This is a genomic window from Streptomyces sp. NPDC053048 (assembly GCF_044547045.1).
GTDB lineage: Bacteria > Actinomycetota > Actinomycetes > Streptomycetales > Streptomycetaceae > Streptomyces.
In genome coordinates this window covers 1-16134 of sequence record NZ_JBITZS010000009.1, presented here as the reverse complement: position 1 = coordinate 16134, position 16134 = coordinate 1, and the positions used below count along the sequence as shown (strand labels likewise).

The 16134-nt window shown below is 71.5% G+C and carries 15 protein-coding genes; 5 read left to right on the top strand and 10 right to left on the bottom strand.

Going from position 1 to position 16134, the window contains the following annotated elements; all coding sequences use genetic code 11:
• Positions 1-74: 74 nt before the first annotated feature.
• The gene (gene afsQ1, locus ACIG36_RS23830; RefSeq protein WP_177338123.1) at positions 75-752 is read right to left on the bottom strand and encodes a two-component system response regulator AfsQ1; all 678 of its coding nucleotides are present in this window, start codon (positions 750-752) and stop codon (positions 75-77) included.
• A 216-nt stretch (positions 753-968) separates the two neighbouring features.
• Between afsQ1 and ACIG36_RS23825 the strand changes: the two genes are divergently transcribed.
• Positions 969-1724, top strand: a complete 756-nt coding sequence (locus ACIG36_RS23825) for a SigE family RNA polymerase sigma factor (RefSeq protein ID WP_399931278.1) — start codon at positions 969-971, stop codon at positions 1722-1724.
• A gap of 114 nt (positions 1725-1838) precedes the next feature.
• Here the strand turns inward: ACIG36_RS23825 and ACIG36_RS23820 are convergent, their stop codons facing one another.
• A complete protein-coding gene (locus tag ACIG36_RS23820; protein ID WP_399931275.1) occupies positions 1839-2495 on the bottom strand; it encodes a uridine kinase in 657 nt (218 codons plus the stop codon).
• Positions 2496-2609: 114 nt separating this feature from the next.
• On the opposite strand from ACIG36_RS23820, the gene ACIG36_RS23815 reads away from it, so the two are divergent.
• Positions 2610-3032: a hypothetical protein gene (locus ACIG36_RS23815; RefSeq protein ID WP_399931273.1), complete on the top strand. Its 423-nt coding sequence runs from the start codon at positions 2610-2612 to the stop codon at positions 3030-3032.
• 75 nt (positions 3033-3107) lie between these two features.
• On the opposite strand, the gene ACIG36_RS23810 is transcribed toward ACIG36_RS23815, so the two are convergent.
• Genes ACIG36_RS23810 through deoC form a run of 3 tightly spaced genes read right to left on the bottom strand, consistent with a single transcriptional unit; the run spans position 3108 to position 6419 of the window.
• Entirely contained in the window at positions 3108-3992 is an 885-nt protein-coding gene (locus ACIG36_RS23810; RefSeq protein WP_399931270.1) for an aldehyde dehydrogenase family protein, read from the bottom strand.
• Positions 3985-5421, bottom strand: coding sequence for an aldehyde dehydrogenase family protein (locus tag ACIG36_RS23805; RefSeq protein ID WP_399932275.1), 1437 nt, complete (start codon positions 5419-5421; stop codon positions 3985-3987). Before ACIG36_RS23805 ends, ACIG36_RS23810 begins: the two co-directional genes overlap by 8 nt.
• The gene (gene deoC, locus ACIG36_RS23800) at positions 5418-6419 is read right to left on the bottom strand and encodes a deoxyribose-phosphate aldolase (RefSeq protein ID WP_399932273.1); all 1002 of its coding nucleotides are present in this window, start codon (positions 6417-6419) and stop codon (positions 5418-5420) included. The genes ACIG36_RS23805 and deoC overlap by 4 nt, the downstream gene beginning before the upstream one ends.
• 124 nt (positions 6420-6543) lie before the next feature.
• Here deoC and ACIG36_RS23795 point away from each other — a divergent pair, with 124 nt between their 5' ends.
• Positions 6544-7170, top strand: a complete 627-nt coding sequence (locus tag ACIG36_RS23795; RefSeq protein WP_399931268.1) for a PH domain-containing protein — start codon at positions 6544-6546, stop codon at positions 7168-7170.
• Between the two features lie 749 nt (positions 7171-7919).
• On the opposite strand, the gene ACIG36_RS23790 is transcribed toward ACIG36_RS23795, so the two are convergent.
• The 3 genes from ACIG36_RS23790 to ACIG36_RS23780 form a co-directional block, all read right to left on the bottom strand.
• On the bottom strand, positions 7920-9599 hold the full coding sequence (locus tag ACIG36_RS23790) for a phospho-sugar mutase (protein ID WP_399931265.1): 1680 nt from the start codon (positions 9597-9599) through the stop codon (positions 7920-7922).
• A 367-nt stretch (positions 9600-9966) separates the two neighbouring features.
• A complete protein-coding gene (locus tag ACIG36_RS23785) occupies positions 9967-10788 on the bottom strand; it encodes a purine-nucleoside phosphorylase (protein ID WP_399931262.1) in 822 nt (273 codons plus the stop codon).
• Between the two features lie 101 nt (positions 10789-10889).
• Positions 10890-11327 carry a gamma-glutamylcyclotransferase gene (locus ACIG36_RS23780; RefSeq protein WP_071965776.1) on the bottom strand — a complete coding sequence of 146 codons (438 nt, stop codon included), beginning with the start codon at positions 11325-11327 and terminating at the stop codon, positions 10890-10892.
• 164 nt (positions 11328-11491) lie between these two features.
• On the opposite strand from ACIG36_RS23780, the gene ACIG36_RS23775 reads away from it, so the two are divergent.
• A complete protein-coding gene (locus ACIG36_RS23775; RefSeq protein WP_399931260.1) occupies positions 11492-12940 on the top strand; it encodes an NAD(P)H-quinone dehydrogenase in 1449 nt (482 codons plus the stop codon).
• 106 nt (positions 12941-13046) lie between these two features.
• Complete coding sequence (locus ACIG36_RS23770) at positions 13047-14084, top strand: DeoR/GlpR family DNA-binding transcription regulator (RefSeq protein ID WP_399931257.1); 1038 nt, start codon at positions 13047-13049, stop codon at positions 14082-14084.
• Positions 14085-14112: 28 nt separating this feature from the next.
• Here ACIG36_RS23770 and ACIG36_RS23765 read toward each other — a convergent pair whose 3' ends face one another.
• Entirely contained in the window at positions 14113-14664 is a 552-nt protein-coding gene (locus ACIG36_RS23765) for a TetR/AcrR family transcriptional regulator (protein WP_399932270.1), read from the bottom strand.
• A 198-nt stretch (positions 14665-14862) separates the two neighbouring features.
• Positions 14863-16134, bottom strand: a 1272-nt coding sequence (locus tag ACIG36_RS23760; protein ID WP_399931255.1) for a biotin/lipoyl-containing protein, incomplete at its 5' end; no start/stop codon positions are given.

Sequence of the window (16134 nt, the reverse complement as noted above, 5' to 3'; positions counted from 1 at the left end):
CCGTTCCTGGCCGCCGCCCAGCCCCGCACCCGACCGGGCTCTTCAGTCACTATGGGCTCTCTGTCCTCGGATCGTTACTGCGGGGCGTCCAGCCGGTACCCGACACCCCGGACAGTACGGATCAGCGTCGGCGAGGACGGCACGTCCTCCACCTTCGCCCGCAACCGCTGCACACAGGCGTCCACCAGCCGGGAATCGCCGAGATAGTCGTGCTCCCACACCAGCCGCAGCAACTGCTGCCGCGACAGCGCCTGCCCCGGCCGACGGCTCAGCTCCAGCAGCAGCCGCAGCTCCGTCGGCGTCAGCTGAAGGTCCTGGCCGTTCTTGGTGACCGTCATCGCCGACCGGTCGATGACCAGCGAACCGAAGGACGCCGAATCGCTCGACTCCCGCTCCCCGCGACGCAGCACCGCCCGGATCCGGGCGTCCAGCACCCGCCCCTGCACCGGCTTGACCACATAGTCGTCGGCCCCGGACTCCAGCCCGACCACCACGTCGATGTCGTCGTTGCGCGCCGTCAGCAGAATGATCGGCAGCTGGTCCGTACGCCGGATCCGCCGGCAGACCTCGAAGCCGTCGATGCCCGGCAGCATCACGTCCAGCACGATCAGGTCCGGCCGCTGCTCCCGCAGCATCTTCAGGCCGTCCTCACCCGTCGCCGCGGTCACCACACGGTGACCCTGGCGGGACAGGGAGAACTCCAGAGCCGTGCGAATGGCGTCGTCGTCCTCGATCAGCAACAGGAAAGGCACGGTGGTCATTCTGGCCTAAGAGTGGCCGGTAGTTCGACAGAAGGACGCCGCAGCGACTCCGCACGCCCCCGCAACAGCGACGGCGCGGCCTGTTGCAGTGCTGTGACAGTCGGCGGACAGCGCCATGAAACTGGCCCGGCAGAGTTCTGTTCACCGGGCGGTTCCAGGTCCGGATCACTGACGGACCGAGCTGGCTCCACCGACGGGGGGCGCGAGATGAACACACTGCACAGCACCACGAACAGCGCAGTTCGCACGCGCCTGCACGACGCCGGTCGGAGCGAAGGGAAGTCCGGTGCCGTGGGCGGGCGGGGGTGCGCTCGCGGTACCGGACGTACGGCACGGCCGCCGTACATGGTGGCCATCGACGCGATCGCGTACGGGGAGCCCACCACAGGCGCGGGGGGCGCCTCGGGGGGCACGGGGGCGAAGGCCGAGGGCGTGTCGCGGACGGAGGCGGAGTTCACCGCCTACGTCCAGGAGCGCCGGGCCTCCCTGTACGCGACCGCGTACCACCTCACCGGCGACCGGCACGAGGCCGAGGACCTGCTGCAGAGCGCACTGTTCTCCACCTACCGCGCCTGGGACCGGATCAGCGACAAGGCCGCGGTCGGCGGCTACCTCCGCCGCACCATGACCAACCTGCACATCAGCGCCTGGCGCCGCCGCAAGCTCAACGAGTACCCCACCGAGGAACTCCCCGAGACGCCCGGCGAGACCGACGCGATGCGCGGCACCGAACTGCGCGCCGTGCTCTGGCAGGCGCTCGCCCGGCTGCCCGAACTGCAGCGCACGATGCTCGTCCTGCGCTACTACGAGGGCCGCACCGACCCTGAGATCGCCGAGATCCTCGACATCAGCGTCGGCACCGTCAAGAGCAGCATCTGGCGCTCGCTGCGCCGCCTGCGCGACGACGAGGTCATCGGCTCCGGCCGGGGCGTACGGGAGTCCTTCGGCGAGCTGGTGGCCTAGAAGGAACGGGGGAAACACGGGGGACCGACGGGGGGGACACGGGGGAAAGAGAGCGGGCGGGCAGCCGGGGGGACTGCCTCGCCCGCTCTCGCATGTCCTGGTGTCCTGGGAACGTCAGCTGTGGACGCTCTCCCGGCGCCCCGCCGCCGCGGCCGCGATCCGGCCCATGGCCGCGTCCCGGCCGCAGGCGAACGCGCCCAGAGCCGTCTGGCGGGCCACGATGGCCCGCTCCGACCGCATCAGCCGCAGCCCGCGCCGCACCAGCGTCGGCACCGGCTTGCGGGCCTCGCGCAGATCGCGCAGCAGCCGCCGGCGGAACGTCGTCGACGGCCGGCCGCGCAGGCACAGCGCGTCCGCCAGATGACCCAGATCACGGCAGCGGTCGATGACGTCCGCCGCGAAGATGCCCTCCGCGATGAACAGGGGGGTGCGCCCGATGTCCAGCGTGGTGTGGCCGGTGCGCGAGCTGGTGGAGATGTCGTACACCGGCACCTCGGTGCGGGCCGTGCGGCACAGCTCGTCGATCGCGGCGACAGCCGCCTCCGCGTCCCACGACAGCGGGGAGTCCCAGTCGGTGCCGGACCCGTCCGCGAGCCGTGGCAGCGTCGGGTCGTGACCCTCCTTGTAGAAGTCGTCGAGGTTCAGCACGGGCAGTCCCGTACGGGAGGCCAGGGACGACTTTCCGGAACCGGACGGGCCGGTGAGCAGGATGACGCGCGCGGAGGGCAGGAGGGAGGTCACGGGACACCAGTGTGAGGCATTGCGCCGCATGGGGGATCCCCCTGGGTCGCGCCGTGCGCGGAGAGTGGTTCGTCCACTACGTTGCGTTGTCGATCCAGTACGCGATTCAGCTTCACCCTCACACGGCTCTCACGGCAGGTGGTCATGGCTTCCCACGCACGGCACGCACGCTCCGCGCCCGTACCTCCCCCGCGCCGCCGGCGCGGGCTGACGCGCGTGGGGGTGACCGTGTCCGCCGGCGCGGCGCTCTTCGCGGCCGGGGCGGCGGAGGCCCAGGCCGATCCGCAGGCACCGCGCGCCCAGATCGGCCGGCAGGACATCGGGGCGGCCTTCCAGGGCACCGCGATCGCCGTGCAGAAGTCGGTCGCGGGCCTGTCGCCGGTGGTGAAGACCTTCAAGTACCACCCGCTCGCGGGCACCGTCGTGGACCCGCTGAACAACGGCGCCAGCACCCAGGTCTCGGACTTCAAGCCGGTCACCACCAAGCCGGCCGCGGTCACCACCACCGGCAAGGTGGGCGACCTGCCGGTGGCCGGCCAGGTCCTGGGCGGCCTGCTGCCGGGCTGAACGGCGTCGGCACCGCACCGAACGCCGACGGCGGGCTCCCTCCGGGGAGCCCGCCGTCACACGTTACGGAGAGGACTAGTAGGACGAGCCGCCCGCGCCCAGCGACCCCGTGGGGTGCCAGACGGTCTTGGTCTCCAGGAAGGCGGTCAGCCGGCCCGTGCCCGGGTCGGCGGCCCAGTCCACAGCCTGTGGACGGACGACGCGCTTGAGGTTGTCGGCCGCGGCGATCTCCAGGGCCTTTGCCAGCTCGGCGTCGGCACCCGCCAGGTCGATCGCGTTGACGTCCTGGTGCGCGGCGAGCGACGGAGCGATCTCCGCGGCCTTGCCGGACAGGATGTTGACCACACCACCGGGCACGTCGGAGGTGGCGAGCACCTCGCCCAGCGACAGGGCGGGCAGCGGGGCCTTCCCGGACGCGATGACGATCACCGTGTTGCCGGCGGCGATCACCGGGGCGATCACGGAGACCAGGCCCAGGAGCGAGGACTCCTGCGGGGCCACCACGGCCACCACACCGGTCGGCTCGGGGGAGGAGACGTTGAAGAACGGCCCCGCGACGGGGTTGGCGCCCCCGACGACCTGGGCGATCTTGTCCGTCCAGCCCGCGTACCAGACCCAGCGGTCGATGGCGGCGTCCACCTGGGCGGCGGCCTTGGACTTCGACAGCCCCTCCGCGTCCGCCACCTCGGCGACGAACTGGTCGCGGCGGCCCTCGAGCATCTCGGCGACGCGGTAGAGCACCTGGCCGCGGTTGTAGGCCGTGGCACCCGACCAGCCGCCGAACGCCTTGCGCGCCGCCACGACGGCGTCACGGGCGTCCTTGCGGGAGGACAGGGGGGCGTTGGCGAGCCAGTTGCCCTTGGAGTCGGTCACCTCGTACACCCGCCCGCTCTCGGACCGGGGGAACTTGCCCCCGACGAACAGCTTGTAGGTCTTGAAGACGTTCAACCGCTCAGACATCGAGGTAGGCCTCCAGACCGTGACGGCCACCCTCGCGACCGAAGCCCGACTCCTTGTACCCGCCGAACGGGGAAGTCGGATCGAACTTGTTGAACGTGTTGCCCCACACCACACCCGCGCGCAGCTTGTCCGCCACGGCGAGCATCCGCGAACCCTTCTCGGTCCAGATGCCGGCCGACAGGCCGTACTGCGAGTTGTTGGCCTTGGCGACGGCCTCGCCCGGCGTGCGGAACGTCAGCACGGACAGCACCGGGCCGAAGATCTCCTCGCGGGCGATCCGGTGGGCCTGGGTGACGTTCGTGAACAGCGTCGGGGCGAACCAGTAACCGGAGGTCGGCAGCTCGCAGGCCGGGGCCCAGCGCTCGGCGCCCTCGGCCTCGCCGCTGTCGGCCAGCGCGGTGATGCGGGCCAGCTGCTCGGCCGAGTTGATGGCACCGACGTCGGTGTTCTTGTCCAGCGGGTCGCCGACGCGCAGCGTCGACATCCGGCGCTTCAGGGCGTCCAGCAGCTCGTCCTGGATCGACTCCTGCACCAGCAGGCGCGAACCGGCGCAGCAGACCTGCCCCTGGTTGAAGAAGATGCCGTTGACGATGCCCTCGACGGCCTGGTCGATCGGCGCGTCGTCGAAGACGATGTTGGCGCCCTTGCCGCCCAGCTCGAGGGTGAGCTTCTTGTCCGTACCGGCGACCGTCCGGGCGATCTGCTTGCCGACACCCGTCGAGCCGGTGAACGCGACCTTGTCGATGCCGTCGTGCGCGACGAGCGCGGCACCGGTGGAACCGTCACCGGTCAGGATGTTCACGACACCCTTCGGCAGGCCCGCCTGACGGCAGATGTCGGCGAAGAACAGCGCCGACAGCGGCGTGGTCTCGGCCGGCTTGAGCACCACCGTGTTGCCGGCGGCCAGCGCCGGGGCGATCTTCCAGGCCAGCATCAGCAGCGGGAAGTTCCACGGGATGACCTGGCCGGCGACGCCCAGCGGACGCGGGTTCGGGCCGAAACCGGCGTGGTCGAGCTTGTCGGCCCACCCGGCGTAGTAGAAGAAGTGCGCGGCGACCAGCGGGAGGTCGGCGTCGCGCGTCTCCTTGATCGGCTTGCCGTTGTCCAGCGTCTCGAGGACGGCCAGCTCGCGCGAGCGCTCCTGGATGATCCGGGCGATGCGGAACAGGTACTTGGCGCGCTCGGCGCCCGGCAGCGCCGACCACTTCTCGAACGCCTTGCGGGCGGCCTTCACGGCCGCGTCCACGTCCTCCGCCGAGGCCTGCGCGACCTCGGACAGGACCTCCTCGCTCGACGGCGAGAGGGTCTTGAAGACCTTGCCGTCGGACGCCTCGCGGAACTCGCCGTCGATGAACAGCCCGTAGGACGGGGCGATGTCGACGACCGCGCGCGACTCCGGCGCCGGTGCGTATTCAAAAGCCATGATCAGTCCACCGTCACGTAGTCGGGACCGGAGTAGCGCCCGGTGCTCAGCTTCTGCCGCTGCATCAGCAGGTCGTTGAGGAGGCTCGAGGCACCGAAGCGGAACCACTCGTTGGTCAGCCACTCCTCGCCCACGGTCTCGTTGACCAGCACCAGGAACTTCAGCGCGTCCTTGGTCGTACGGATGCCGCCCGCGGGCTTCACCCCGACCTGTACCCCGGTGGTGGCCCGGAAGTCGCGAACGGCCTCCAGCATCAGCAGGGTGTTCGCCGGGGTGGCGTTCACCGCCACCTTGCCGGTCGAGGTCTTGATGAAGTCGGCGCCCGCCAGCATGCCGAGCCAGGAGGCGCGGCGGATGTTGTCGTACGTCGACAGCTCGCCGGTCTCGAAGATGACCTTCAGCCGGGCGGCGGAGCCGTCCTGCCTGCGGCACGCTTCCTTGACGGCCTTGATCTCCTCGAACACGGAGAGGTAGCGGCCGGCGAGGAACGCCCCGCGGTCGATCACCATGTCGATCTCGTCCGCGCCCGCGGCGACGGCGTCCGCCGTGTCCGCCAGCTTCACCGGCAGCGCGGCGCGGCCGGCCGGGAACGCGGTGGCGACGGACGCCACCTTCACGCCGGAGCCGGCCAGGGACGCGGCGGCGGTCGCCACCATGTCGGGGTAGACGCAGATCGCGGCGGTGCGGGGGGTGTCGCGGTCCGTCGGGTCCGGGTTGACGGCCTTGGCGCACAGCGCCCGGACCTTGCCCGGGGTGTCCGCGCCCTCCAGGGTCGTGAGGTCGATCATCGAGATCGCCAGGTCGATGGCGTACGCCTTCGCCGTCGTCTTGATCGAGCGGGTGCCGAGCGCCGCGGCGCGGGCTTCCAGCCCGACCGGGTCGACGCCCGGGAGGCCGTGCAGGAAGCGGCGCAGCGCGCCGTCGGAGGCGGTCACGTCCGCCATCGACGCCAGTCGCTCCGCGGCCTCGTTGCCGGGTGAGGGGAACCTCGAAGGGGGATGCATGGTCACCACGTGAGCATATCTACGCGCGTAGCGTGTGTCACCCCCTCTGGTCGAAGCGTTACCTGCGGCTGCCGTGCCGCTTCCGTGCCCGGGGCGGCCGCCGCCGTGGGGCACAATCGGCGGCATGACGAGCAGATCCCCGCAGGAACCGGCTTCTGAACCGGGCCCGGAATACGCCGATCGGTGCTACCGCTCCGCCGCCGGCATCGGCAGCGGCGTTCTGCTGCTGGCCCTGATCGGCTGGCTGGGCGGCGACGCGATCGTGCGGGGCGAGGGGGACGCCCCGTGGCTCGCGCTGGCGGGGCTGCTCTTCGCGGTACCGCTGACCATCGCCTTCACGGTACGCCCCGCGGTGTGGGCGGGCGAGGACCGGCTCCTGGTACGCAACCCCTTCCGGACGATCACCCTGCCGTGGGCCTCTGTCGAGGCCGTTCGTGCCGGGTACTCCAGCGAGGTGCTCGCCGGGGGATCCAAGTACCAGCTCTGGGCCATTCCGGTGTCCCTGCGCCAGCGCAAGACGGCGGCGCGGCGGGCGGCGCGGGATGCTGCGCAGGACGTGCGTGCGGTTGCGCACGAGGGCCCTGTGCGGGCGCCGTCGGATCAGGTGATCGAGGATCTGCGGGAGCTGGCGGAGCGGGGCGCTTCGCGGGAGGGGGCGCAGGGGGTGCCGGTGGTTCGGTGGGCGTATGAGCTGATCGTGCCGGCGTTGGTGGGGTTGGTGCTGTTCGTGTGCCTGGCGGCTGTTGGCTGAGGCCGGTTCTTTGGGTGCCGGTTCTTTGGGGGCCGGTTGTGGTGGGTGCCGGGGGCCGGGGGCTCCGGAGGGTATTCCGGAATCGGATATTTACGGGCCCGTTGCCGTCTCGCGTGTTGAGTGCCCGGAACTTGGGCCCACAAATATCCGGCAGCATTCCGGAACACCCTCCTCCGCCCCCGGCCCCCTCCCGTCGTCGGCCCCCAGCCCGCGCGTGGTGGGTGGGTGGGTGGGTGTGGTGCGCGGGGTGGGGGGGAGTTGCCCCGGTCCCGCCCTTTCACCGTTTCCCGGGGCTGCGCCCCGGCCCCCCGGGGTAGCGGCCCAGTTCCGGGTGCGGCCCGGTGGGTGGGTTTGTGCCCACCCTCCCCCAGCTACCGCTGGGAGGTGCCCCCAGCCCTGCGGAACGACTGCCCACAAACCGGCTGCCCGCAGTCGGCGAACCGGCGGGAGGGGAGCCCAGCCCCGGCCGGCCCCCACCCACCGGCCGGCAGGTAGTAGGCGACGGGAGGGGCCGGGGCGGGCTGGGACGGGCCCTGGCAGGGGCGTAAGGGTTATTTGCGGCGACCTGCCGGGTGACCCTGACAGTCACCCGAGGCCGTAAATAATCCAGCCCCAGAAGGGCCCGTCCCAGACCGACCCGGCCCCGCCCCACAACGCACCCGCACCCGCACCCGCACAAGCCCGCACCCCGCACCCCGCGCACCCGCACCCAGCACACGGGCCCGCACCCGCTCAGCGCAGCGGCGGCGTCAGATGCCCGCAGCCCGTGCCACGTCCGCCTTGATGCCCGCCAGCACCGCATCCGCGCGCCGTCGCGCATCACCCAGCGCCGCCGCCGCAGGCACCGGCACCACGACCTCCAGGTAGCACTTCAGCTTCGGCTCCGTGCCGCTCGGCCGCACGATGACCCGTGCCCCCGACACCTCGCCCGCCTCATCGCCCGCCAGGGCGTACCGCAGGCCGTCGGTCGGCGGCAGCGACTCCGTTCCCTTCGTCAGGTCCTCGGCCGACACCACGTGCAGGCCCGCCAGAGCCGTCGGCGGCTGCTCGCGCAGGCGGCGCATCGCCGCGGCGATGAGGGAGAGGTCCTCCACGCGCACCGACAGCTGGTCCGTCGCGTGCAGCCCGTGCTCGACCGCCAGGTCGTCCAGCAGGTCGCTGAGCGTGCGGCCCTTCTCCTTGAGCTCGGCCGTCAGCTCGGCCACGAGCAGCGCGGCGGTGATGCCGTCCTTGTCGCGTACGCCCTCCGGGTCGACGCAGTAGCCCAGCGCCTCCTCGTAGGCGTAGCGCAGGCCGTCGACGCGGGCGAGCCACTTGAAGCCGGTCAGCGTCTCCTCGTACGACGCGTCGGGCGCGGCCGCCGCGATGCGGGACAGCAGGGAGGAGGAGACGATCGTCGTCGCGAACGTGCCGCGGGCGCTCTTGTGCACCAGGTGGGTCGCCAGCAGGGCGCCCACCTCGTCGCCGCGCAGCATGCGCCAGCCCTCGATGGTGTCGGGGGCCGGGACGGCCACGGCGCAGCGGTCCGCGTCGGGGTCGTTGGCGATGATGATGTCCGGGGCGTTCTCGCCGGCCGCGCGGGCCGTCGCGAAGGCCAGGTCCATCGCGCCCGGCTCCTCGGGGTTGGGGAACGCGACCGTGGGGAAGTCCGGGTCCGGCTCGGCCTGCTCGGCGACGACGGTCGGGGCGGGGAAGCCGGCGCGGGCGAAGGCGGCGGTCAGGACGTCGCGGCCGACGCCGTGCATGGGCGTGTAGACGACGCGGACGTCGCGGGCGGAGCCGGCGGTCAGGACGGCGTCGGTGCGCTCGAGGTAGGCGCCGACGACGGCGTCCTCGCGGAGGGTCTCCCAGCCGGCGGTCGGGCGCGGCACGTCGTTCAGGCTCGTGATCGCGGCGATCTCGGCGGCGATCTCCGCGTCGGCGGGCGGCACGATCTGGGAGCCGTCGCCGAGGTAGACCTTGTAGCCGTTGTCGCGCGGCGGGTTGTGGCTGGCGGTGACCTCGATGCCGGCGACCGCGCCCAGGTGGCGGATGGCGAAGGCGAGGACCGGGGTGGGCAGCGGCTTGGGCAGAAGGGCTGCCTTGAGGCCGGCGCCGACCATGACCGCGGCGGTGTCGAGGGCGAAGTCGGCGGACTTGTAGCGGGCGTCGTAGCCGATGACGACGGTGCCCCCGGTGTGGCCCTGCTTCTTGAGGTACGCGGCGAGACCGGCGGCGGCGCGGATGACGACGGCGCGGTTCATGCGCATGGGTCCGGCGCCGAGCTCGCCGCGGAGGCCGGCGGTGCCGAACTGCAGGGTGCCGGCGAAGCGGGCGCCGAGCTCGGTGACGTCACCGGCGTCGATGAGCCGGGAGAGCTCTTCGCGGGTGTCGGGGTCGGGGTCCTCGGCGAGCCAGGTCCGGGCCTGTGCGATGAGGTCTCGCTCCACGGGTTTCCTCCGGAGGTCTTTGGGGTGCGCGTGCGGTGCGGTGCGGGGTGGGTCGGGGCCGGGGCGGGACGACGGGCCCTTCCGGGGGCTGGATTATTTACGGCAACGGCCAGTCGTTGAGGGTGCCCGGAACGCCGCCGCAAATAACCCTTACGCCCCCTGCCAGGGCCCGTCGTCCCGCCCCGCCCCCTTCGGCCGGACGACGACCGCCGGTTGTGGGCAATCGTTCCGCAGGGCGGAACGGGTGGGCACAACCGGCCCACCGGGCCGCACCCACGATGCGCCGAAGGCGCACCCGGCGTCGCAGTCGAAAAGACCCGTGCCGGAGGCACAAGGCCCCCGGCACGGGAAAGGGTGACCGGGAAGGTCAGAGCTTCGGCAGAACCTGAGCCAGGAGCGAGCCCATCCGCGAAGCGGCATCGCGGCCGGCCTCGAGGACCTCCTCGTGGTTCAGGGGCTCGCCCGTCATGCCGGCGGCGAGGTTGGTCACCAGGGAGATGCCGAGGACCTCGGCACCGGCCTCGCGGGCCGCGATGGCCTCGAGGGTGGTGGACATGCCGACGAGGTCGCCGCCGAGGGTGCGGACCATCTTGATCTCGGCCGGGGTCTCGTAGTGCGGGCCGGGCAGCTGGACGTAGACGCCCTCCTCGAGGGTGGCGTCCACCTCCTTGCACAGGGCGCGCAGGCGGGGGGAGTACAGGTCGGTGAGGTCGACGAAGTTCGCGCCCACGATCGGCGAGGTGGCCGTCATGTTGATGTGGTCGCTGATGAGCACCGGCTGGCCGGGGCGCATGCCGTCGCGGAGGCCACCGCAGCCGTTGGTGAGGACGATCGTCTTGCAGCCGGCGGCGACGGAGGTGCGCACGCCGTGGACGACGGCGGCGACGCCGCGGCCCTCGTAGTAGTGCGTGCGGCCGAGGAAGACGAGCGCGCGCTTGTCGTTGATCTTGTACGAGCGAACCGTGCCCGCGTGGCCCGCGACGGCGGCGGCGGAGAAGCCCGGGAGCTCGGTGACCGGGAACTCGGCCTCGGGGGTGCCGAGGGCGTCGGTGGCGGGAACCCAGCCGGAGCCCATGACCAGGGCGACGTCGTGGGTCTCGGCGCCCGTGAGCTCGCGCAGGCGGGCGGCGGCGGCGTCGGCCGCGGCGTACGGGTCGGCCTGGATGTCGGGGGTAACAGATGCGTTCACGCGGACGAGGGTAACCGCTAATGGCCTACGCGCGTAGATGTCGCTGGTTACGGTGTTCCGATTGTTGCTTTGTGCTTTGCGACGAGATGGAATCGTCACTTTCAGCACGGGCGCTTGCGCAGCTCCATGACGTAGTCGTGGGGCGCGCCGGCCGATTCCGCGGCGTCCGCGATCTCGCCGAGGTAGCGGGCGGAGGGCAGTCCGCCCTCGTAGCCGTTGAGGACATAGACCCAGGCTGGCTCCTCACCGTCGAGGGTGTGGACCCGGACACGCATGCGCCGGTAGATGTCGAGGCCGACACCCTCCCAACGGTCCATCGAGTCCTCGTCCATCGGAGCGATGTCGTAGAGGGCGACGAAGACCTGGGAGCGGGGTGCCTCGACGATGGTGGCGAGCGCGCCCTCCCAGCCCATCTGTTCCCCGCCGAAGGTCAGCCGCCAGCCGTTGAGCCAGCCGGTGCCGCGCAGCGGTGAGTGCGGTGCGCGGCGGGTCATCAGCCGCGCGTCGAGGTTGCCGGCGTACGCGGCGTAGAGCGACATGGTTCCGAGGGTACGGGAGTGAGGCGGGACGGCATTTGGGGTGGCAATCTCGAAGGGAGGTTCGTTCGGAACTTTCCGGCGGATTTCGCTCAGAGGCCGTACAGATCAGCGTAAGGATCGCGTAGGGAGGCCCCGGAAGGAGCCGCTTTGATGGGTGCGGGACAATGGAATACGTGACTCGGATCGTGATCATCGGTGGCGGACCCGGCGGCTACGAGGCAGCGCTGGTCGCTGCCCAGCTCGGCGCGGAGGTGACCGTCGTCGACTGCGACGGTCTGGGTGGGGCGTCGGTGCTGACCGACTGCGTTCCCTCGAAGACGCTCATTGCGACGGCTGAGGTGATGACGAACTTCGACTCCTCCTACGAGGAGCTGGGGATCATGGTCGCCGACGACACGCCGCCCCTCGAGCAGGCGGCCGGCGTGGTCGGCGTGGACCTGGGCAAGGTCAACCGCCGTGTGAAGCGGCTCGCGCTGGCGCAGTCGCACGACATCACCGCGTCGGTGACGCGCGCGGGCGGCCGGGTCATGCGGGGCTGCGGGCGGCTGGAGCCGCAGCAGGCGCCGGACGGCTCGCGCCGGGTCGTGGTGCGGGCGGCCGACGGGTCGGAGGAGACCCTGGTCGCCGACGCGGTCCTGGTGGCCACCGGCGCGCACCCGCGCGAGATCCCGGACGCGCTGCCGGACGGCGAGCGGATCCTGAACTGGACGCAGGTCTACGACCTGGACGAGCTGCCCGAGGAGCTCATCGTGGTCGGCTCCGGTGTCACCGGTGCCGAGTTCGCGGGCGCCTACCAGGCGCTGGGCTCGAAGGTGACGCTGGTCTCCTCGCGGGACCGGGTGCTGCCCGGCGAGGACCCCGACGCCGCCGCCGTGCTCGAGGACGTCTTCCGGCGCCGCGGCATGAATGTGATGGCGCGCTCGCGCGCCCAGTCCGCCAAGCGGGTGGGGGACCGGGTGGAGGTGACGCTGGCCGACGGCCGGGTGATCACCGGTACGCACTGCCTGATGGCCGTGGGCTCCATCCCCAACACGGCGGGGATCGGGCTGGAGGAGGCCGGGGTCCGGCTCAAGGAGTCCGGGCACATCTGGACGGACAAGGTCTCGCGCACGAGCGCTCCCGGCGTCTACGCGGCCGGCGACTGCACCGGTGTCTTCGCGCTGGCGTCGGTCGCCGCGATGCAGGGCCGCATCGCCATGTACCACTTCCTGGGCGACGCGGTCGCGCCGCTCAATCTCAAGGCTGTATCCGCGAACGTCTTTACGGATCCGGAGATTGCGACGGTCGGGTATACCCAGGCCGATGTCGACAACGGTCTGATTGACGCCCGGGTCGTCAAGCTTCCCCTGCTGCGGAATCCGCGGGCGAAGATGCAAGGCATCCGGGACGGTTTCGTGAAGATGTTCTGCCGTCCGGGTACGGGCATCGTGGTCGGTGGTGTGGTGGTCTCGCCGCGCGCCAGTGAGCTCATTCATCCGATCTCGATCGCCGTCGACAACAATCTGACTGTCGAACAGATCGCGAACGCGTTCACCGTCTACCCTTCGCTGTCCGGCTCGATCGCCGAGGTGGCGCGGCAGTTGCATACGCGGAAGACGCAGCGCGAGGCGTAGCGCGAGGCCCGGCGGATGTGGGGGACCTGGTTCCGGGTCCCCTATACCACTTCTTGAGGGGCGCAGCGGACAACTTACGTTAATTGCTGCAACCTGCTGAAAAGAGATGGTCGTTGGCGTTACTGTCGGTTTCGTGTTCGCTGCAGAACGTCGTCAATTGATCCTCGAAATGGTGCGGGCCAACGGAGCGGTTTCGCTCCGCGAGCTCGCCCGCGTCGTCCAGACCTCAGAAGTGACCGTACGGCGTGACGTGCGGGCACTGGAGGCCGAAGGACTGCTCGACCGCCGGCACGGCGGTGCGGTGCTGCCGGGTGGTTTCACCAGGGAGTCCGGCTTCCCGCAGAAATCCCATCTAGCGACCGCCGAGAAGACGGCCATCGCCGATCTCGCGGCGAGCTTCGTCGAAGAGGGCGAGGCCGTCGTCGTCGGCGCCGGTACCACCACGCAGGAGCTGGCCCGCCGGCTCGCGCGCGTGCCGGGGCTGACGGTGGTCACCAACTCCCTGCTCGTCGCCCAGGCGCTGGCCCATGCCAACCGGGTCGAGGTCGTCATGACCGGGGGCACCCTGAGAGGCTCCAACTACGCCCTGGTCGGCAGCGGTGCCGAGCAGTCCCTGCAGGGGTTGCGCGTCTCCCGGGCGTTCCTGTCCGGGAGCGGGCTGACCGCCGAGCGCGGGCTGTCCACGTCCAACATGCTCTCCGCGAGCGTGGACCGGGCGCTGGTGCAGGCGGCGGCGGAGGTCGTGGTCCTGGCCGACCACACCAAGCTGGGCACCGACACGATGTTCCAGACGGTGCCCACGGACGTCATCACCAGACTGGTGACCGACGAGCCGCCCGCCCATGACGAACGGGCGGCCACCGAGCTCCAGGCGCTGGCCGACCAGGGCGTGCACATCTCCGTCGCCGGGCACGGCGCGGGGGCGGGCTCGGGGCCCGGAGGGGTGCACGGCGACGCGGCCGCGCCGGCCCGCCGCCGGGACGTGCCGCCGCTGCCCGGTCAGCGCAGAAATCTCCCCCTGGGGCATGGGCAGCCGCCCGGCCCGGTGCAGGGCGGCCCGCCGGGGGCGCAGCTGCGCAGCGCCGTGTCCCTGGGGGACCAGCCCACGGCCCGGGTGGCGGACCTGGCCCCGCGGCGGCGCTGAGCGGGCTCACGCACCGTCCACGCGCCGCCTACCGCGCCGTCTTCAGGCCCGTCAGGGTGAGGGTGAGCAGGCGGTCGGCCAACTCCGGGTCGTCCGGGGACTGTTCGACCGCCAGCGAAATGGCGTTGGTCAGCTGCATCAGGTCGGCGATCTCCACGTCCTCACGGATGACGCCGGCCGCCTTGGCACGCGCGAGCAGGGTGTCGCCCGCCTCGCGCATCGGCAGGCTGCACCGGGACATCGCCGAGGCCTCGTCGCTCTGTGCCGCCATCAGGGCCCGCGACAGGCCGCGATAGGTGCTGGCGTGGGTCACGATGGCGCGCAGCCATGCCACCAGGGCGTGGCAGGGCTCGGGGGAGGCCAGCAGCTCGCGCGAGCGGGCGAGCAGCCCGTCGACCTCGCCCTGGAAGACCGCGCTCATCAGCGCGGTGCGGTTGGGGAAGTGCCGGTAGAGCGTTCCGATGCCCACCCCCGCCCGCTTGGCGATGTCCTCCAGCGAGGCGTCCGTGCCGTGCTCGGTGAACGCCGTACGGGCCTCCACGAGCAGGCGCTCGTAGTTGCGCCGCGCGTCCGCGCGCATGGGGCGTGGTGACGTCTGCGCCGTGTCGGTCGCCATTGCGTCCGTCCTCCCGATCGGTGGCTTCGGTGGCTCTGGGGCCACAGTCCCCGCCAGTCAAGGATGCCAGGCTGCCGGAGCCGCCGGGTTACGAACGCCCATGGGCCCCTGCCGGTGCGGCAGGGGCCCATGGGGCGGACGTGCTCGTCGGACGGCCTCGGCTCAGTCCTTGATCTCGCAGATGACGGCGCCCGAGGAGATCGACGCGCCGACCTCGGCGGTGATGCCCTTGACGGTGCCCGTGCGGTGGGCGTTGAGCGGCTGTTCCATCTTCATGGCCTCGAGGACGACGATCAGGTCGCCCTCGTTGACCTGCTGTCCCTCCTCGACCGCGACCTTGACGATCGTGCCCTGCATGGGCGAGGCGAGCGCGTCGCCGGAGGCCGCGGAGCCGGACTTCTTGGCGGCACGGCGCTTGGGCTTGGCGCCGCCGGCCGCGGCCGTGCGGGCGATGGTCATGCCGAGCGAGGACGGCAGGGACACCTCGAGGCGCTTGCCGCCGACCTCGACGACGACCGTCTCGCGGCCCGGGGTCTCCTCGTCCTCGTCCGCCGTCGCGCCCGCGAAGGGCGTGATGGTGTTGTTGAACTCGGTTTCGATCCAGCGGGTGTGGACGGTGAAGGGGTCGGCGGTGAAGGCCGGGTCGGTGACGACCGCCTGGTGGAAGGGAATGGCGGTGGCCATGCCCTCGATCTGGAACTCCGCCAGCGCACGGGCCGCGCGCTGCAGTGCCTGCTCGCGGGTGGCACCCGTGACGATCAGCTTCGCCAGCAGCGAGTCCCAGGCGGGGCCGATGACGCTGCCGGACTCCACGCCGGCGTCGAGGCGGACGCCGGGGCCGGTGGGGGGTGTGAAGCGGGTGACGGTGCCGGGGGCGGGCAGGAAGCCCCGGCCCGGGTCCTCACCATTGATCCGGAACTCGAACGAGTGCCCCCGCACCGCCGGATCGTCGTAGCCGAGTTCCTCGCCGTCGGCGATGCGGAACATCTCCCGGACCAGGTCGATGCCGGTGACTTCCTCGGTGACCGGGTGCTCGACCTGCAGGCGGGTGTTGACCTCGAGGAAGGAGATCGTGCCGTCCGCACCCACCAGGAACTCGACCGTTCCGGCGCCGACGTAGCCGGCCTCCTTCAGGATGGCCTTCGACGCCGCATACAGCTGCGCGTTCTGCTCATCCGACAGGAACGGCGCCGGGGCCTCCTCCACCAGCTTCTGGTGCCGGCGCTGCAGAGAGCAGTCCCGGGTGGAGACGACCACGACGTTGCCGTGGGTGTCGGCCAGGCACTGGGTCTCGACGTGGCGGGGCTTGTCGAGGTAGCGCTCGACGAAGCACTCACCCCGGCCGAAGGCGGCCACGGCTTCGCGGACGGCGGAGTCGTAGAGCTCGGGGACCTCTTCCAGGGTGCGGGCGACCTTCAGGCCGCGGCCGCCGCC